At 45.9% G+C, this 19,518-nt stretch carries 16 protein-coding genes and 1 tRNA gene; 8 read left to right on the top strand and 9 right to left on the bottom strand.

Going from position 1 to position 19,518, the window contains the following annotated elements; all coding sequences use genetic code 11:
- Positions 1–24: 24 nt before the first annotated feature.
- Positions 25–450 carry a hypothetical protein gene (locus GWR21_RS19785; protein ID WP_162333419.1) on the top strand — a complete coding sequence of 142 codons (426 nt, stop codon included), beginning with the start codon at positions 25–27 and terminating at the stop codon, positions 448–450.
- Between the two features lie 93 nt (positions 451–543).
- Here the strand turns inward: GWR21_RS19785 and GWR21_RS19780 are convergent, their stop codons facing one another.
- The gene (locus GWR21_RS19780) at positions 544–3,582 is read right to left on the bottom strand and encodes a glycoside hydrolase family 3 N-terminal domain-containing protein (RefSeq protein ID WP_162333418.1); all 3,039 of its coding nucleotides are present in this window, start codon (positions 3,580–3,582) and stop codon (positions 544–546) included.
- Positions 3,583–3,948: 366 nt separating this feature from the next.
- Here GWR21_RS19780 and GWR21_RS19775 point away from each other — a divergent pair, with 366 nt between their 5' ends.
- Both GWR21_RS19775 and obgE read left to right on the top strand, forming a co-directional pair.
- On the top strand, positions 3,949–4,536 hold the full coding sequence (locus GWR21_RS19775) for an adenylate kinase (RefSeq protein WP_162333417.1): 588 nt from the start codon (positions 3,949–3,951) through the stop codon (positions 4,534–4,536).
- A gap of 154 nt (positions 4,537–4,690) precedes the next feature.
- Complete coding sequence (gene obgE / locus GWR21_RS19770) at positions 4,691–5,770, top strand: GTPase ObgE (protein ID WP_162333416.1); 1,080 nt, start codon at positions 4,691–4,693, stop codon at positions 5,768–5,770.
- A gap of 75 nt (positions 5,771–5,845) precedes the next feature.
- Here obgE and GWR21_RS19765 read toward each other — a convergent pair whose 3' ends face one another.
- Positions 5,846–6,433 (bottom strand): hypothetical protein, encoded by a 588-nt coding sequence (locus tag GWR21_RS19765; protein WP_162333415.1) that lies wholly within the window; start codon positions 6,431–6,433, stop codon positions 5,846–5,848.
- A gap of 679 nt (positions 6,434–7,112) precedes the next feature.
- On the opposite strand from GWR21_RS19765, the gene GWR21_RS19760 reads away from it, so the two are divergent.
- Together GWR21_RS19760 and GWR21_RS19755 are read left to right on the top strand one after the other, a co-directional pair.
- Positions 7,113–7,868, top strand: coding sequence for a hypothetical protein (locus GWR21_RS19760; RefSeq protein WP_162333414.1), 756 nt, complete (start codon positions 7,113–7,115; stop codon positions 7,866–7,868).
- A gap of 7 nt (positions 7,869–7,875) precedes the next feature.
- Positions 7,876–8,559, top strand: coding sequence for a DUF2306 domain-containing protein (locus tag GWR21_RS19755; protein ID WP_162333413.1), 684 nt, complete (start codon positions 7,876–7,878; stop codon positions 8,557–8,559).
- Here GWR21_RS19755 and GWR21_RS19750 read toward each other — a convergent pair.
- The 3 genes from GWR21_RS19750 to GWR21_RS19740 all read right to left on the bottom strand — a co-directional run bounded on the left by GWR21_RS19750 (position 8,501) and on the right by GWR21_RS19740 (position 10,212).
- Positions 8,501–9,655, bottom strand: coding sequence for a tetratricopeptide repeat protein (locus GWR21_RS19750; protein ID WP_162333412.1), 1,155 nt, complete (start codon positions 9,653–9,655; stop codon positions 8,501–8,503). The genes GWR21_RS19755 and GWR21_RS19750 overlap by 59 nt on opposite strands.
- Positions 9,656–9,774: 119 nt before the next feature.
- Positions 9,775–9,847 (bottom strand) — tRNA-Thr (locus GWR21_RS19745).
- Positions 9,848–9,900: 53 nt separating this feature from the next.
- Entirely contained in the window at positions 9,901–10,212 is a 312-nt protein-coding gene (locus GWR21_RS19740; RefSeq protein WP_162333411.1) for a YbaB/EbfC family nucleoid-associated protein, read from the bottom strand.
- A gap of 66 nt (positions 10,213–10,278) precedes the next feature.
- Here GWR21_RS19740 and GWR21_RS19735 point away from each other — a divergent pair, with 66 nt between their 5' ends.
- Genes GWR21_RS19735 through GWR21_RS19725 form a run of 3 tightly spaced genes read left to right on the top strand, consistent with a single transcriptional unit; the run spans position 10,279 to position 15,205 of the window.
- Positions 10,279–11,526, top strand: a complete 1,248-nt coding sequence (locus GWR21_RS19735; protein WP_162333410.1) for an NAD(P)/FAD-dependent oxidoreductase — start codon at positions 10,279–10,281, stop codon at positions 11,524–11,526.
- Between the two features lie 48 nt (positions 11,527–11,574).
- Positions 11,575–12,636 carry a DUF2891 domain-containing protein gene (locus GWR21_RS19730; RefSeq protein ID WP_162333409.1) on the top strand — a complete coding sequence of 354 codons (1,062 nt, stop codon included), beginning with the start codon at positions 11,575–11,577 and terminating at the stop codon, positions 12,634–12,636.
- Positions 12,637–12,652: 16 nt separating this feature from the next.
- Positions 12,653–15,205 carry a DUF3857 domain-containing protein gene (locus GWR21_RS19725; protein ID WP_162333408.1) on the top strand — a complete coding sequence of 851 codons (2,553 nt, stop codon included), beginning with the start codon at positions 12,653–12,655 and terminating at the stop codon, positions 15,203–15,205.
- 166 nt (positions 15,206–15,371) lie between these two features.
- Here GWR21_RS19725 and GWR21_RS19720 read toward each other — a convergent pair whose 3' ends face one another.
- The 4 genes from GWR21_RS19720 to GWR21_RS19705 form a co-directional block, all read right to left on the bottom strand.
- A complete protein-coding gene (locus GWR21_RS19720) occupies positions 15,372–15,674 on the bottom strand; it encodes a Dabb family protein (RefSeq protein ID WP_162333407.1) in 303 nt (100 codons plus the stop codon).
- A 33-nt stretch (positions 15,675–15,707) separates the two neighbouring features.
- Complete coding sequence (locus tag GWR21_RS19715) at positions 15,708–16,907, bottom strand: FtsX-like permease family protein (protein ID WP_162333406.1); 1,200 nt, start codon at positions 16,905–16,907, stop codon at positions 15,708–15,710.
- Entirely contained in the window at positions 16,904–17,554 is a 651-nt protein-coding gene (locus tag GWR21_RS19710; RefSeq protein WP_162333405.1) for an ATP-binding cassette domain-containing protein, read from the bottom strand. Before GWR21_RS19710 ends, GWR21_RS19715 begins: the two co-directional genes overlap by 4 nt.
- A gap of 114 nt (positions 17,555–17,668) precedes the next feature.
- Complete coding sequence (locus GWR21_RS19705; protein ID WP_162333404.1) at positions 17,669–19,435, bottom strand: DUF4836 family protein; 1,767 nt, start codon at positions 19,433–19,435, stop codon at positions 17,669–17,671.
- Positions 19,436–19,518: the final 83 nt, after the last annotated feature.

Here is a 19,518-nt window from a genome sequence, read left to right as displayed (position 1 = left end):
CTAACAAAAACAAACCAGTTTTGTATGAAACGTACATCGTTTATATTAGCCGCTATCCTTATTAACTTATCTTTTGCAAAAGCCCAGGCAAACGCCTATGCATACAATGAAAACAATAGCAGCATTGTAAGTAACGACGAAACCCCTGCCCCAGTAAATGCCTTTAAACTGAAAGTGTCTCAGGTAGATGCCGAAGCACTTATTTTTAAAATCACTGTAGAAAATCCAGGTACAGAAAAAGTGGTACTCAGCATCAAAGATGCGAACAACTACACCCTGCACCAGGAGTCCTTACCTGTAACCATGCTGTATGTGGCAAAGTTCAATATGCAGGAACTGCAGGACGGTGTTTACACTTTTGAGATCAGGAAAGGCCGTAGCAGACTGGCGGAAAAGATCGTTAATATCAAGACAGAAACAAGCATCAGCAGAACGGTATCCGTACAATAGATATTGATGTATATAAAAAAATAGTGCCGGATGAATGGCCATTAAGGCATACTTCATCTGGCACTATTGCCTATTTATCCCGTTCTCCTATATCTACTTCTTCCCTCCCATCGCTTCGTACAAAACTTCCATGATATTTTCTCTCACATGGTGTGTGATCAGTTTCTTATTCTCTCCTCCCGCAGAACAAACCCTGTTGCTAAGGAATATGAAGAGAAGCTGCGACTGCGGATCTACCCATACACAGGTACCTGTGAATCCAGTATGACCGTAGGTAAGTGGTGATGCGCTCTTCGCCGGATAGGCCTCGCCTTTCCTGCCGTTGTTCTTCTCCGGTTTGTCAAAACCTAATCCGCGACGACTAACATTACTGCTGTAAGCGGTGAATAACTGAATCGTTTCCGGCTTGATATATTCTTTGCCTGCCAATGATCCGCCGTTCAGCAACATCTGCATCAGCAGCGCCAGATCTTCTGCATTAGAGAACAGTCCTGCATGGCCTGCCACACCGCCAAACATAGCGGCTCCCGGATCATGTACATCTCCTCTTATCCATTGACGACGGAAGATCGGTTCACTTTCTGTCGGTGCCAGTTGTGATAACTGAAAGCGTTCTCTTGGACGGAATCCTGCAGTGGTCATGCCCAGCGGCTCATAGAACGTTTCTTTCACATAGCGGTTCAGCTTTTTACCAGTGATCTGTTCTACGATCTTACCGAGGAAAATGAAATCATTATCGCTATATATATAACTACCGGGCGATTTCAGCGGACTCGCCAGGATCTTCTGGAACATGGTATCCACATAGCTGGATTTCATGTAGAGATGTTCTGCTACCCGTACAGCGTATACTGAGTCGGCATAAGTATGGAACAGCGCTGTATCAGGAATGCCCCTGGCGTCTACCACATCTTTATAGAAAGGAATGAATGCGACCAGTCCTGCCTGATGTAACAGAATATCCCGAATGCGCAGACCTGCCTTATCCGTACCTTTCACCCATGGCAGATAATCGCCCAGTTTAGCGTCCAGGCTGAGTTTCCCTTCATCGTACAAACGCATAACAGCAATCGTTGTCGCACAGATCTTGGTTACAGAAGCAAGGTCATACAACGCACTCGACGTAACTGGCTCACGTGTGCTATAATCAAAGGATCCAAATGTTTTATCGTATACGATCTTTCCATCTTTCATGGCCAGGATCTGGCAACCAGGTGCGGCACCTTTTGCGATCATATCATTGGCCAGTACATCTATCTTACGCAACGCCAGACTGCTCATACCAACTGTTTCCGGTTTCACACGTTCCAGTTCAAACTTCACCTGGGCTACAGGAGCAGGAGGCGTATAGACGATCCCTGTTCCATAAGGGAAGTTTGGACACACGGTCACAGGCAGTTTCCCCTTATAGGGCTGCTGACCGAAAAGCATATTGGCGGCTGTTTGCTGAGTGACTGGATCATCTTCATAAGCGGCAATGATCGTCGGTCCCTCACAGAAATACTGAATAGCATATGGATTACCGAATACCACTGTGGCAGAAGGCATTTCCTGTTGTAACTGCTGGATTAGCAGGCGTTCTGCAGAACTGATACCGAAATTATTGAAAGGACGCCGGCTGTAGTTATGCAGACTGATGATCACGGCCTGATAATCTTTCTTCAGCCTTTCTACTACCTGGGCTACCTGTGTTTCCGGCTGACGGGCCGTAAAGATGAAGGAATTAACATCAGGACGCAGCGTTTTTATTGTTTGCACAAATGCATTATTCACATCTGCTCCTACGGCTATTACAGCCAGTTTACCAGGTGTATGCTGGGTAAAGGGAATGAGTGAATTATCATTCTTTACCAGCGTGATCGCCTGTTCTGCGATGCGTTTGGTAAGTGAGTCTGAGCCCGCGTTCAGGTCTGCAGTGAGGTTATTCACATCAATGAACTGTGGTTTATTCAGCCCCAGTTTATATTTAGCCAGCAGGACTTTCTTCACCCGCTCGTTTACCTCATTCCAGGTGATGTCTCCTCTTCTGATAGCACGTTTAATAGCATCTACACTACCAGATGCAGTTGAAGGCAGCATCATCATGTCATTACCTGCGAGTAGCGAACGGGCCGCCTCTTCTCCTTTTGAGTAGAACTTAGCGATACCTTTCATTTCCAGCGCATCGGTGATCACAATGCCTTTGTAGCCCAGCTCTCCTTTCAGATAATCGGTAATTGCCTTATGAGAGATGGACGTGGGTGTATTAGGCGTGCTGTCGAGGGCCGGTACATACAAATGTGCCATCATGACGCTTTGCACCCCCGCGTCAATAGCCCTGCGGAAGGGATATAGCTCGAGTGAGTCCAGTGCTGCCCTGGACTTACGAATAACCGGCATATCGTAATGGGAATCCACATCTGTGTCACCATGCCCCGGGAAGTGTTTAGCTACCGCCATCACGTTCTGGTCCTGCATGCCTTTGATAACCTGTATCCCCATGCGGGCTACCTGGAATTTATCCTGCCCGAATGAGCGGTCGTTGATAACCGGATTGTTAGGATTGTTATTCACATCCATGTCAGGAGCATAGTCCACATGAATACCCAGGCGCTTGCACTGCATGGCCAGCTGTTTACCATAGTCATAGGCCAGGGCACTGTCCTGCATGGCGCCCAGCATAAGATTGCGGGGCAGGGCGGTCACACTGTCCAGTCGCATACCCAATCCCCATTCACCGTCAATGGCGATCATCAGTGGCACTTTGGAGATAGACTGGTAGTAGTTGGTAAGATTCGCCTGTCGTACAGGTCCACCCTGGAAGAAGATCAGCCCGCCCACCTTATTATCCTGAATATCTTTGGTTACTTTTCTGATGTGGTCCGCCCCAAGATTAGAATGGGCGCGGATCATGATCAGCTGGGCAATGCGTTCTTCATCGTTCAGCGATTCAAACACACTGTCGACCCAGCGTTTGGCAGGATCTTCCTGCCTGAAGGAGGCTTTTTTACGGATTTGTGTGCTTTCACTTACTTCTTTGGGCACATTTCGTTTTACCAGCCGTGGACCTGGGCCTTTTCCCGGAAGGGCCATCAGCACACTCCCGCCCAGGCATAAGAAAGAGAGACCTAAAATCGTTAATTGCTTCATCATCATCGACTAAACTTACGAATTATTACACCATAGCACATGACTTCTTCTACTACGGATGATATTTTAAATGTTTAAACAAGTAATCTTTTTTGCTTGATAATTTCATACCCCGTAATTATCCGGCAGTGGAAATGTTTATATTTACGTTGACCTGTGATATGACATGACAGCTCCTAAGGCGCTTCCGTTGACCACTTTGCATCAACAGTGAACTTCTTAAAAATAATCCATTATTTGCAGCAAATCATTAAAACATATCTAGGAAATTTCTTAAATATTTTACATTATTCAAGCAATTGCAATTTTAGTTACCAATACATTCAATTGTTTGCTATATTTGCAGTCTTGCTAAAGTATTCTTAAAACATGGTCAATATCATTTTATTTGGCCCTCCCGGTAGCGGTAAGGGCACTCAGAGTGCTAACCTGATTACAAAATTTGGTCTTCTTCACCTTTCTACCGGCGATCTGCTGCGTAGCGAGATTGAAGCGAAAACACCACTAGGCCTGGAAGCTAAAAAAGTGATGGACCAGGGTATTCTGGTACCTGACGAGGTAGTGATTGGCATGATCAGCTCCAAACTGGATGCCAACCCGGAAGCAAGAGGTTTCATTTTCGACGGATTTCCCCGCACCACTGCACAGGCAGAAGCGCTGGACAAATTGCTGTCTTTGAAAAAGACTGCCATTTCCAACGTGCTTGCACTGGAAGTCCCTGAAGATGAATTGATTGCACGTCTACTGAACAGAGGTATCACCTCTGGTCGTAGTGATGATGCCAACGAAGAGGTGATCAGAGCCCGTATTGTGGAATATCACAATAAAACCGCACCTGTAGCCGACCATTATGCCAAATATGGCAAGTTCAAGAAGATCAAGGGTGAAGGTTCTGTTGAAGAAATCTTCGACCGCCTGAGCAAAGAAATAGAAACACTGGTAGAAGAGAAAGTTTAATTCTCCCACATACATATTTCGAACGCAAAGATTGTAAGTAAGCATTTTAACGCGTAAACCGTGTTAAAATGGCTGAACTTAACGATCTTTGCGTTTTCGTATTTAACGTAGCCCCTATTTCAGGCCGCGTTATATTAAGCATAAATCGAATACTTTGGAAAGAGGCAACTTTGTTGATTACATAAGGATCTTCGCCAAATCCGGTAAGGGAGGCGCAGGTAGTGCACACTTCATGCGCACAAAATATAACCCTGAAGCCGGACCTGATGGTGGAGATGGTGGACGCGGCGGTCACGTTATCCTGAGAGGGAACTCCCAGTTATGGACCCTGCTGCACCTTCGCTGGTATAAAAATGTGGTGGCAGAAGATGGCGGAAACGGTCGTGATAATAACAGTACCGGCCGCAATGGTGAAGATGTTATTATTGAAGTACCACTCGGTACACAGGCCTTTGATGAAGAAACTGGCGAACTGGAAGCAGAGATCCTGCACCATGGCGAAGAAGTGATCTGGATACCAGGTGGACAAGGCGGTCGGGGTAACAGCTACTTTAAATCTCCCACCAACCAGGCACCGGAATACGCACAGCCAGGCATGCCAAGCATTGAAGGCTGGAAAGTACTGGAACTGAAAATACTGGCTGACGTTGGACTGGTAGGATTCCCGAACGCAGGTAAATCTACCCTGCTGTCTACCATTACTGCTGCCCGTCCTAAAATTGCCGACTATGCGTTCACAACCCTTACCCCTAACCTGGGCATGGTGCCTTACCGTAATGACCGCTCGTTTGCTATCGCTGACCTGCCAGGTATCATTGAAGGCGCCCATGAAGGTAAAGGACTGGGGCACCGCTTCCTCCGTCATATCGAAAGGAACTCTGTACTGCTGTTCCTGATTCCGGCGGACAGCTCCGACCACAGAAAGGACTTTGATATCCTGGTGAACGAGCTGCAACAATACAATCCTGAACTGCTGGATAAACAATTCCTGCTGGCTATCAGTAAAAGCGATATGCTGGACGATGAACTGAAGGAGGCTATTTCTGCAGAACTTCCGGATGATGTACCACATGTATTCTTTTCATCTGTTACCCAACAGGGACTTTCTGAACTGAAAGATATGCTGTGGGAAGCGCTGAACAATGATGCTGTGCCAAGCAGGAGCAACAGACACCAGGAGGAAGATGAAGAAGATGGTGAAGACGAAGATGATTTCATCGAAGAAGAAGAATAAACAAGTCTTTCTATAAAACAGTAAGAGGCGTCAGGATATCCTGACGCCTCTTACTGTTTTATACGGAACGGGTAATTAATTCTTCAGACCGAGATATTGCTTTACCTGCTCATAGTTATTCCAGTCAATTTTTGCCTTACGCGCTTCTTCTCCTCCAGGAATCAGTACGTAACGGTATTGCTGGTATTTTGTACCGGCATTATCCTGTACAGTACTGATATCTCCATTAGAATACAGATAGATCTCATTCAGGTAAAATGTTGGATTGATGCTCAGATTACTGTAAACACTATAATAAGGTAATGGTATAACAGCCGGATCAGCAGCGCTGAAGCCATTCAGATATACTTTGATCTCTCCGTTGGTCAGCATGTTCAGATCCAGTTTAGGGACTTCGATAGAAGCGAAATAACCTATGGTATCAATGCCTCCTCCTGAAGTATGAATAGTATCCGCTTCATACGGCACATCCAGCCAGTCAGAATAGATCACATTAGCGGAACCTTCAGGGCCTTGCGGACCTTGTGGTCCAGCTGGACCAGCAGGACCGGCAGGGCCATCAGCTCCGGCAGGACCAGTATCTCCATCTTTACCACAGGAAACAGTTAATACAGCAAATGCCAGTGCCAGACAGGCGAAAAGGTTGAGAGAAAGTCGTTTCATGCATTTTAAATTTTGGTTGTTATCAAAATTTGGATTTATCTGTGAGTCAAATATGATTTCCGGGTACAGGCAATGCTTACAAGACGGGTACAGGTTATCAACTTATTGCCCAGGTAATTCTGTGCTAAATATACATACAAACCTCCAGTTTTTGAATATCTTGTTCTACAGAAATATTATCACGAATGAAGACCACACGAGACACCCCGGGCGAACCACCATGTCCTGAACACCCGCGTGCAGGAAAAACCTGCACATACCAGCTGTGTAAAAATCCGGCTCAAAGTGGCATACACCTCTCCCTCCTTCTCTCCTTCGGCGGTATACGTACCCGTGATAATAGGCGCATGCTCTTCTGAGATTCGATTATCCATTACAGAAAGCCATCCGGAGTACATAGATGTGGCTGAGTCAGCAATCGTATGCGTCTCTATCCTATATTCATCTGCGTGGTACCTTCTATTGGGGCAACCAGGTGCTCACACGACAACTACTCAAGCCATTCACTACTGGTCTCACTGCATAAAGCGGCTGACGTATCCCCTTAAAACTATTCAGCTACTGCCACTGCTGTCAGGTGCAACAGGGGGCACACCCTCTCCTGGTACAGAAGCTCAGATTCTTGTGTAGTGCGCTGTATAAATCTGCTTTTATTACTTACTTTACAAAAAAATACCCTGTGAAATATATTATTACTGCATTCCTTGGCGCATGCCTGCTCAGTGCATGTGGTGGCCAGGAACCCTCTACAACAGCGGCGACGGCCGATTCTACCCAAACTGCTAATCCCCCAATCCTGGTAATTCCTATGGAAGCCCGCATCATGGGTACATACAAAGGCGATTTTGGTGGCAGCCCGATTTACATCACTATTAACTACTGTAGTGGCGTAAAACTGGCCGGCTACGATACCCATAAAGGTCTCAGAAGAAATGTAAGCGGTACTATCAGCCGGGAAGGCGACAAATATGCAATTGTATTGTCAGAACCGGGTGATCATGAGTTTGACGGCATCTTCACCATCAAACTGGATACCCTGCTGGAAAATGCAACCGGCTCATGGAAACCGTCCAACACCCAATCATTAAGCGAAAAGAAATTCAGCCTGGTTCACCTGTCTAAAGATGAAAGCACTCCTGGCTTCTTCTCCGGCGATCACTGTGATATTGATTTCTCAAATGATGGTAACTGCACGTTGAATTACTACGAGAAGACCAATGATTCAACTTTTGCTGCGCAAATGATCACATTAAGAGGAACCTGGGAGAAACGTGGAACCGACAGTGTGTTTGTCAGCTGGCAGCCGAATGACTTCTACAGCCAGCGGTCTACTGTTTTTGCCATCACCAACAATACCTATAAAACAGGAGAATACGAATATACCACCACATCAATGGAAGGAGATAAGTTCAGCTTTTCTCAAAACGAGTATTAATTGACCCGTGACCAGAAAGATCTTCTTTTACCTGTTCGCAGCTGTAATACTTTATACCAGCTGGCTGATGTTGTTGCTAAGTCTTCCATACACGTCATTTGACCGTTATGTGGACTTCCTGATGACCAAACAGCTGGTATATCATATCAGGCACTGGCGCATCAGTTTTTATGTGCACGTGTTCACAAGCGTTATCGTGCTTGTCACTGGCCTGCTTCAATTCAGCATGTACCTCTTAAAAAAATTTCCCGGCCTGCACCGCAGGTCCGGGAAATTATATGCTTTAGTGATCCTTGCGTTTAGCGGTCCTTCCGGATTGATCATGGGATGCTATGCGAATGGCGGTGTGCCAGCAAGGATCAGTTTTGTCATACTTGCGTCCCTGTGGCTCGTCACAACATTCCTGGGCTGGCGCTATGCCATGCAGCGGAACTGGAAGCAACATACCGCTATGATGATCAGGAGTTACGCGCTTACCCTGTCTGCTATATCCCTACGTTTTTTTGCATTTTTGATCGGGACATTCCATCCACCCATCCATCCTGTGGAAGCCTATATTCTCATTTCATGGATGAGCTGGACCCTGAACCTGGTAATAGCAGAAGTGATTATCCGCCGGGGAATGGGCTATCTTAACGATTCATTCCCAGCAGTTCGTCCTTCTTTACAAAATGACCATCTGCCGCAATAGTGTAGTATTCTTTATCCAGGAACTTACTTTCCACTACTTCATTGTCATCATAGCCTGCTTTCTCCGGATCTTTCTGATACACCTGGGTAAACAGTCCTACTTCAATATTACCATTCTCTGTGAGTGTAGGCACGCGGAATGGATCACTCAATTTTTTCTGTCCGCCAATAACCAGTTTGTCAATCAGTTTACCCTGCCCATCGAAGCTGACAATATAAAAATCCAGCGGATGTCCATCTCCACTGATCACATTATGCACAGCATAGATCAGCGTCTTAACGCTATCAGTACTTTTTGCCAGTCCCACATGATAAAACTCATATCCCACTTCGCGGGAGAACCTTTCATTATCCCTCATTTCAGCAACAAACCTTTCGTACTCGTAGGAGATATAGTCAGGGCCATCCTTGAGTTGTTGTCCATATTCCTCATTCAATACCAATGGATAAGATACCGGCTTAAATTCATGCCAGAACAGGTTCCATTGCAGTTTTGAGGGATCGGTAGCCCCACTCAGGGCGGTTGTTACCAGGTTATTGAAATCCTCCCTGCCAGCTTCCCGGATATAGGTAAGGTCTTTATCAGCGTAAATATTCTTTACATTACTGTAACCAAATTCTATAGCTGATACCAGGTAATAGCGGGCAGAATTGTAGTCTTCCGCGCGGGAATATACACAGGCCAGGTTATACAGCACCTTTGAAGTCGGCTTATAGTCCAGTACTTCTGCCAACTGATAGGCAAGGGCAGCATCCGGCAGATTATTTATGTCCGCAAGTGCATTTCCCAACTCATAATAAGCTCTTGCCTGCGGCTGTTCCATAATAGACTTTTTGAACAGCTCCGCGGCTTCTTCGGGGTTCCGCTTATTACGGTACATGTCCACGCCATCCAGGAAGTATTTGTCAGATACTTTATTCTTTCCTTTATGGGTTTTGACCAAACTGATAACTACGTCTTTCTGATAGATCTGCTGGGCAGTGAGGCCGGCAGACTTTCCGGGTTGGTCTGTGCCTGTTTTCGTATTTGTCTTGTTGGTTGGGGCGTTGCAGGCGAACAAAGAAATGCCTGCTGCCAGCAGCAATACATATCGCATAGGAATAAACTTTATACACTAAAGATAACAACTAGGCTTAATATAAAAGGAGGTTGTAATAGGAGCTAACAATAAAAAGCCACCGGAATGGCTACCGGTGGCATAATACGTTGTGACAGAGCCAACCATGGGGATCGAACCCACGACCTACAATTTACGAAACTGTTGCTCTACCGGCTGAGCTAGATTGGCACACAGCTATCGCAATTTAAGGTGGTTGATCTGAAAGCACACAGCGGTCTGGCTTAGAGTAATCCTCCGAGAGGACCCAGCATACCGCCGGCAATACCTTTCATTTCCGACTCCCATGCATTCTCTGCATTCTTCAGTGCACGATTCAGTGCAGTCAGCAGCAGATCTTCCAGTTCCTCTTTATTATCCTTTTCCAGCAGACGCTCTGCTACATCAATACTTTTTACTTCGCGGTTACCGGTTACAACTACCTTCACAGCACCTTCTCCGGCTTCACCTTCTACAGTAATAAGAGCCAGACGCTCTTTACTTTCTTTCATTTTAGACTGCGCTTCCTGCAGTTTTCCAAATAAGTCTCCGAACATGGTCAGTTGATTTTAGGCCGCGAAGATATTCCTCTTTTCTTTATCTTAACAGTTTAAATGTATAGGATGCTGGAAACTAAAGTATGTATTGTAGGCGCTGGCCCTGCAGGCGCAGCTGCCGCACTTCAGCTGGCCCAACTAGGTATTGAATGTGTAGTGGTGGATAAAGCTGTTTTTCCCCGTGATAAGGTATGTGGAGATGGCCTTAGTGGAAAAGTCATTACAGCATTGAACAGGATAGATCCCGCGATCGCAACGCGCCTTAAACAAGCTGATTTTAAAGTGAACAGCTGGGGCGTGAAATTCGTTGCTCCGGCACGATATGCACTGGATGTAGGTTACCGTCCCGACTATAACAGCGCCAATCACGAACATAAAGAAACACCTATCGGGTACGTATGCAAGCGTATGGACTTTGACAACTTCCTTGTCGATGAGATCAAACGCCGCTCTGAGATCACTTTACTGGAAGGGATCACGGTAGACAAATACGAGCTGAAAGAAGATGGCTACTATGTTACGGGTTCTAAGGACTTCAAGGTAAAAGCACAGTTACTGATCATCGCCAACGGCGCACATTCTTCCTTTACAAAAGAGGTGGCCAAGATCGTGATGGAGCCGGAACACTACGTTGCCGGTATCCGTGCATATTATAAAAATGTAAATGGTAACAATCCCGACAACTTCATCGAACTGCACTTCCTCAAAGAACTCTTACCAGGATACTTCTGGATATTCCCGCTACCCAACGGCGAAGCTAATGTGGGGGTAGGTGTACTCAGTGAAGCCGTTCGTAAGAAGAAAATGAACCTGAAGAAGTCTATGCTGGATATCATAGCCAATGACCCCGTGTTCAAAGAGCGGTTCAAAGATGCAGAACTCGTCAGCAACATAGAAGGTTATGGCTTGCCGCTGGGCAGTAAAGTACGCGTGCTCTCAGGAGAGCGTTATATGCTGACAGGCGATGCGGCCTACCTCATTGATCCTTTTACAGGTGAAGGTATCGGTAACGGCCTTTATTCAGGCAGGATCGCGGCGTTACAGGCTGCAGAAGCGCTGAAGGCAAACAACTATTCCGCGGCACAACTGGCTAAATACGACGCAGAGATCTATCGTATCCTGGGGCCGGAACTGAAGCTCAGTCACCGCCTGCAAAAGCTGATAAAATACCCCTGGCTGTTTAATACATTGATGAAGATCAGCAGCCGTAACAAGCAGCTACAGGAACTGCTGTCCTGCATGTTCTATGAAGTAGACCTGCGTAAGAAGCTGGCTAAACCATCCTTCTACCTAAAATTGATATTCAATCGCTAAACAGTGAAGAAAAAACTTATTCTCCTTTCCCTTATAACTGGTTTTCTGATGCCCGCATCATTTGCACAACAGGCATATTATACGCGCAAGAGCAACGGCTTACTGGACCTCACCGCCCAGGGAGCTGCCCATCTCGCAGAACTGCCGCTGCGTTGTATGCAACAGGAATTCCCTTATAAAACCGGTGTTGTATTCTCTGACAGTTCACTGGTCGTTCATCCGAAGAACTACCACCCTGCCTTCTATGGTTGTTATGACTGGCACAGTAGTGTACATGGGCACTGGATGCTGGTACGTTTGCTGAAATCATTCCCCGGAATGGCAAAAGAAAAAGAGATCATCACAAAACTGTCGCAAAACCTCACGGCCGATAATATCACGCAGGAACAACAACTCTTCAAAAACAAAGAGAACAAGGGTTTTGAACGTATTTACGGCTGGAGCTGGCTGCTGCAACTGCAAAGGGAACTCCTCACCTGGAATGATCCGCTGGGAAAACAACTGGCGGCCAATGTACAGCCCCTGGCCACCCAGTTCTCAAAGGCATATGCTGACTTCCTCGGCAGACTGGTATACCCTATTCGTGTGGGTGAACATACCAACCTGGCCTTTGGTCTTTCCCTCGCCTGGGATTATGCGGTCACTGCTAACGATACGGCCTTACAGACGGCTATCCGTCAGGCGGCCATGCGTTTCTATGCGGCAGACAAAAACTGCCCTGTAGCCTGGGAACCAGGTGGCTATGACTTCCTTTCTCCCTGCCTGGAAGAAGCAGACCTGATGTGGCGCATACTGCCGGCCGCTGCATACCAGCAATGGATCAAAGCCTTCCTGCCTGACCTGTTCAAAAAAGATATTTCCGCTTTCAAAGTAGCCCAGGTAAAAGACATCACAGATGGTAAACTCGTTCACCTGTATGGCCTTAACCTGAGCAGAGCATGGTGCCTCTACGGTATTGCGCGTCATACAAAAGAAAACAGGGATGCCATTCTTAAACTGGCCAATCTCCACCTGGAAGCCGCCATCCCGCACGTTGCGAGTGGCGACTATGCCGGAGAACACTGGCTGGCTTCCTTCGCTGTATATGCGCTGACCACCGAGAACAATTAATGTCTATCTTATTGCTATGCACCGGATATTTCCGATCCTTATCCTATTGTTGTGTTGTTTTTCTGGCTGGTCCAGTGCGCAGCAAAAAAATTTTTCTATTGCTCCCGAGCCTTCCTGGCTCGTGCCTTATAAACCAGACCTCAAACAGGCGCCTGATGATCGTGATGTAAGTAACGGATACTACATGCTCCTGTTTGAGGAACAACAACACGTTGAACACGCAGCCGTATACCATCATGAGATCAAACAGATCATCTCCGAAGCCGGTATCCAGAATGCAGCTGCCATTAACATCAACTACGATCCTGTTTATGAGACGCTCCGCTTCCATAAGATCCTGCTACGCCGTAAAGGGAAACTGATCAATCAGCTACAGGCATCTAAATTCAAATTCCTTCAGCAGGAAGACGATCTGTCCCGATTCATATACAGTGGTGTATACACCGCCTATTGCATCCTCGATGATGTACGTAAGGGCGATCAGATTGAGATCGCCTATACAATCGAAGGGAACAACCCGATATTTGAGCACAAATTCACCAGTCTGTTTTACCTCGCCTATCCCAGTCCGATCGTCAATTTCCACAGAAGCATCATTACCTCGCCATCAAGGGAGATCTTCTTTAAAACATTCAACGCTGCATCCATGCCTGACCGGCAGATGATCAACGGTATGCAGGTGTACAAATGGGAAATGACCAACGTCCGTGCTCCTGAGAGTGAGGAAGATGCACCCAGCTGGTATGATAACTATCCAACCGTTCAGGCGACCGAATACAGGGACTGGATGGAGGTGATCAACTGGGGGGACCGTGTGAATAAAGTGCCGCCTCCGGGTGCGGCATTACAAACGAAAATTGCCGAACTGAAAAGAGAAGCGAGAAACAATAAGGAGGCTTACATGCTCAAAGCCATCCGCTTTGTACAGGATGACATCCGCTACATGGGTATTGAGATGGGAGAATATTCTCATCGCCCCAATACACCGGATAAGATCCTTATGCAGCGTTTTGGTGACTGTAAAGACAAATCGCTGCTGCTGACCACCATGCTCAAGGCGAATGGCATCTACGCCAGTATGGCCTATGTAGATTCCTATATGAAAGGGCATGTGGCCGATTACCTGCCGGCTCCCGACATCTTCGATCATGCGATCGTATACGCAAAACTAAAAGATAAAGAATACTGGATCGATGCCACCAGCAGCTTCCAGCGCGGTGGTCTTGACATGCTGACTGTCTCCGATTTTCAGCTGGGCCTGATCATCGACCCGAAAGGAACTAATGGCTTCACGCCTGTTAAAAATAACGGCGCAGGTAAAACGATCATTCATGAACATTTCCAGCTGCCCGCCGATCATCAGCATAAAGGTGCATTAACGGTGACCTCTGTTTTTACGATGCAGTATGCAGATGACCAGCGCGACCTGTTGGCCAACAGCAGCCGTAAAGACAACGAAAACACCTTTCTTGATTACTATAAAAACATCTACGGTAGTGTGGCTATTGATTCGTCGTTAAGAATAACTGACGATGAAAAAAATGACTGCATTGAGATACATGAAAGCTATGTACTGAACACCCCCTGGAAAACAGATAGTACCAAGGTAGATGGTATTGATTTCAATGTACGCGCTAACTTGTTAAAAGATGTACTGCCAGCTTATGCAGAAGAGGAAGATAAGAAAACGGCTCCCCTGGAAATGCGTTATCCTTTTTCACAGGATTACACCATTACAATAGAGCTGCCTTCTCCCTGGAAAGTATCTGAAGAGGAACTACATATTAAGAATGACTATTACGCTCTGCACTTCGTTCCTTCTGTAAAAGACAACATCGTCACCCTCCATTATACATTCGAGACCTATCAGGATCATATTCCTGTCAGCTTTATGGAAACGTATATCAAAGACCGGAAGCAGATCGATGATTTTCTGGGATTCAAATTCTCCTGGGACGCAGAAGAAAAGATACCTGAAGAAATACCATCAGAAGGCTTTAACTGGATGATCTTCGGGCTGACAGCATTCTTTGCTGCCGTGTTCATACATTTTGCGATGCGTTTCTACAAGATATCCCTGGAACCGGTGTATACAAGTGATCAACTTCCCGGTCTTAATGGCTTTCTTGTATTAATTGCCATCGGGATCTTTATAATGCCTGTCAGACTCTTTATTTCGCTGATCAAACTCAATATTTTTGACGGCAACATATGGTTGCATCTGGATAAAGTCACCAATGTAACACATAGTACATCGCTACTACAACTGCTGCTCGTCCTTGAACTGGCAGGCATGATATGCCTGTTGGTATTTAGTCTGCTATTGGTATCCCTGCTGCTCAACAGACGAGATACTTTTCCAATGGCATTCGTCGGTTTTATTGCATTCAGTCTGGTATTCGATCTGGCAGATATACTGGTGTTCAAATTCGTTTACGCGCGAAATGACTGGGACCCCACGTGGATCTCAGCAATCGCTACAGGTTGTATATCAGCCGCGATCTTCATTCCCTATATGCTGTTATCAGAACAGGTAAAGGCAACGTTCATCATGCCGTATAAGAAATAATTCCGGGTATACCAGTAATTGAATCATGCAGGTAAAAAGCATCGGCGCTTCAATAATGAAGCGCCGATGCTTTTTAAACAACAAATTATTTACCCGGAATTACAATGTTTCTCCTCTCCACTATATGCTTCTTCCTCATTCGTAACTCATTAGCCCATCATTGTCTCTATATCGTTTCAGAATCGTATATCAGCACCTTTTCCCACAGGTGCTTACAGTTCTCCACAAACGCCAGGTGTATAGGATGTTGCTGATATACATCGTGACCAGCTTCGTCATTGAAGACAGTCAGTTCGCAATAGCTATAGCTCTTATCAATTACCGGGCGATCGGTTGCAGCAGGCTTACCTACGTTAAACATCACCAGCGATTCTATTGCTTTCAGTGACTGTACGCCTTCTTCAAATTGCTTAATATCTTCTTCTGAAAGACCTGGCTTCAGCCAGAAATTTACAACGTGTACAAACATCTTCTATATGGTTTAAGTATGTAAAATAAATGATCAGCTGATCGCATTAATGTATTTCCGCACACTGACCCTGTTAACAACATATACCAGTAATATTACTGCCAGTGCTGCAAGGCCGGTACCTGCCGCAATCAATGGAGATACGATCATATCATGTGCAGCAAGCTGTTTTGATGCCCACCATTGCAAAGCAGCCACTAATAGCAACGCCACTATGCCGATAACGATATACAACGGAACAAACTGGCGCATCAGGTAGCGTTGTAACTGACGTGGCGCCGTACCTAACGTCACCAGCAGCTGTATCTCCTTCTTACAGCTGGCAATGACCAATTGTATGAACATACTGAATACAAGCAATGCAAACAGTAGCAGTATCAGGCCGAAAAAGCCAATCACAGATACGATCGTTTGTACGATCAGCTTTGTTTTGCTGTACTTGATCTTATCCTGGTTCGTTGTATATCCTTTATCCTCCAGATACTTCACCAGTGCCGGATCAGAGGGATCTTTTGTTTTGATAATAACACGGGACGGCGAAGGCGCCTCTCCTGTTCCAAATTTGTTATTCGCCCAGTCCATAAAGCTGCCGGGAACGAGGAAAGAAGAAATACGGTCAGAAAAACCAACGATACGTCCTGTAAACTCTTCTGTCATCAACCCTTTGGAAATAGTGATCTTCATCGGCAACGCCTTCACTGTTTCTGGTGAGATCTGTGGCAGGTCCTGGCTTAATGCAAAACCAAAGTTATAGAGGTTCAGAAAATCATTGGGAAGGATGATAGGGATGGTATTATCAGCAGGCGTCCACTTCCATTCTTCATTTTTCACATCAATGAAAGAATCGGGTACTGACTCAAAGAACATGTCTGTATAAAAATGCAGATCACCAGGTGCTGCGGCTGTTACCTTATATTGATTGGAGGTAATAAAACCGAATGCTTCTACAAATGGCTGTTGTCTGATATCAGCTACCTCCGTGGGAGAAAATACGCTCTGGGAACGCTGCCCCATCATGGCATTAGTGATCTTCTTGTTGATAACAAGGAAGTCAGCACTTTCGTTGGCATTCTGCTGACTGTGCAGCAGCTGATCAAAATCGGAGTGTACCTGAATAGCTACCAGGAGTAATATCATGGCAATGCCTAATCCGCTGGCGGCCATCAACAGGCGGGACCTGCCAATACCGGTCTGAATGATCTTTTTGAGTAACTGGTAAAAGGATGGCATCATAAGTTATAATGTATATCGTATGCAAACCTGGTATCGTTATCCAGATCTGTTAAAATAAATCCGGCTTTACGAACTTTACATTCTTCAGCGATCAGTGCAGCGGCACGCTGTGCATTTTCTTCATCCAGATGGCTGAACGGCTCATCCATGATCAGCCATTGGAATGGCTGTACCAGCGCCCTGATGATGGCTACACGCTGACGTTCGCCATAAGACAGTGTTTTACCGCTCTGATTCAGTACATGAGTGACCTTGAGATGGGCAGCCATCTCGTTCACCTTTTCAGCGGTACAATAAGGATTTGCGTTCATCACTCTTTTGAGCTCAATGTTCTCCAAAGCCGTCAGCTGTTCAAACACACGCAGATCCTGGAAGATCACACTTATCTGTTCCTGCCTGAGCGTCGCAACGGATGATCGGGAATAGGTTGACCACGGTTGGCCATTCACCAGTACCTGACCGGTATAATCAGTCCTGATGTTATAGAGATAGTGCACCAGCGTTGTTTTACCGGTACCAGAGGGGGCCTTTATTTTGATGAAACTACCCGGGGGGAATGCGAGCTGCCTGTTCCAGATATCTGAGGAGCGCTGCAGTATCTTATCCCGCAGCGGAACGGGCACCAGGTTTTCTAACTGTATCTGCATGTAACTGGTGTTCTTGAAATGATGACCCAATATAGAGCTTTTTCCAAATGAAAATGCCCGTGGTAAGGAATACCTCCACGGACATTTACTTTTATAATACGCTTAGCGCAATGATTATTTTGATTCTACCGGAACAAAAGCTGTATCTGTTGGTACAGCTTCAGCGATGCTGTCGATAGCTTCTGATCTGGCAGCGTCTTTCTTCTTGCTTTCTTCCAGGTATTTAGCCGCTTCTGTACCCAGGTTTACCAGCTGTACAAGGCTGTTGGTATTCTCATCTTTGAAGTTCAGCACGATTTCTGACTTCTGGGTCTTACCATCAAAAGATTTGCTTACAGCGGTCATATCTTTCAGCAGATTTTTGAACTTACCAGCCAGTGGTCTGCCGTCTTCAGGAATTTCGCTATCTGGGATAGTATTCACGATCTTCTCAAAGTTCACGTAAGCACCCATTGGATTGCCTTTGATCTTGCTTACGAAACCGTTGTCAAGACCTTCCGCCTTGCCGTTACCAGCCAGGTAAGATTGCAGTAATACGGAGTCAGATGCGCTGGCAACCAGTTTGTCAGTAATAGACAGTGCCGGCATACCTGGCATTTCACGCGTCATTACATACTTATCGCCCTGTTTGGTGAAGAAGCCCTGCAACATCGGAGACTTCATTACTTTATCAAATGCAGCCTTATCTCCTACTTTCATAGCAAACAGCCATTTAGATTCAGGAGCAGCAGTTGAATCACCCGTGTACAGGCTTAATTTCTTTTTCATTTCAAAGTCAGATGCTACAAATACCAGCTGGCCTTTGAAAGCATTCAGGATATCGTCCAGGGTCAGGCCGGAGCTCTGTAAGCCCATATTAGCGATACCATCCAGACCGGTGCTCTTTACGATATCACCGATCATACGGAAGTCGAAACCGTATACCAGGAAACCGGTGATATTCTTGGAAGGATATTTCTCCAGCATATCCAGGTCAGCTTCCATGTTGCCATATTTCTTATAGATAGCTGCCAGGTCTTTTCCAGCATAGGAAGTACCATCTACAACCACTTTACCTTTGTCAAAGTTCACTGCCCCAGTGTAGTAACAGCCAGCCAGTAATGTTTTCAGGTTAGCCGGCATCATAGCAGCCTGTGCGCTGTAGATCGGCTCCGGATTCACATACAGACTCAGGTCAGCATTGTTTTTCAGCAGGTCACTGAACGCATCAATAGAGCCAGCTGTTTCTTCCTTTTTCAGGTGGAACAGGTGGTCTGCTTCAGCTACCCATACTTCAGAAGAAGCGTCCGTAGTTACCAGTGCTGCAGGTTGCGCAGTGGTACCTTCTTCTGATTCAGGAGCATCCGGAGCAGGAAGACCCTGAGGAACCGGCATTGCTTTCTGCATAGCATCACCTTCGATACCTTTCAGGTAGATCACAGTCTCTTTGTTCCAGGCGATCAATCCTTCAGACTTTTCTTCAACGATGTATTTGAAGTCGGATTTTGTCTGCAGAGAGAAGTTGTTCACATTCTTTTTCAGATAATCTTCAAATTTGGCCGCGTCTTTCAGTCCACCGGTGAGGGTAACATAAGACTGCGTTTTACCATATACAACAGACACAAAAGAGTTGGCCTGCAGGTCCAAACCTGAATTTTCAATATCCTTCCAGAACTTTTGTGCCTCGCTAAGCGTATCCTTTTCCTGTACAGCAGCAAACAGTTTATCCATGGTTATACCATTGGTAATCAGTTTTTTGCTAATTTCTTTGCTGTTTACGCTCAGTACGATGCTTGCAGTTTTGGGGATATATTTGCTCTGTTCCGGCACCTTGGAACAGGAGGATAGCAGGATAGCTATCGCGGATGCAGCTAACAAAGCTTTGGAAAACATTCTTGTCATAATCAGGGGATCAAAATTAAAAATGAGTGAATTGGACGCTAAAATACTTCCTTTTTCGTTTACTACCTTATAGGGGCCTTCTT

Origin of the sequence: Chitinophaga agri (assembly GCF_010093065.1) — a bacterium.
Classification (GTDB): domain Bacteria; phylum Bacteroidota; class Bacteroidia; order Chitinophagales; family Chitinophagaceae; genus Chitinophaga; species Chitinophaga agri.
This window is presented reverse-complemented; position numbering and strand designations above follow the sequence as displayed.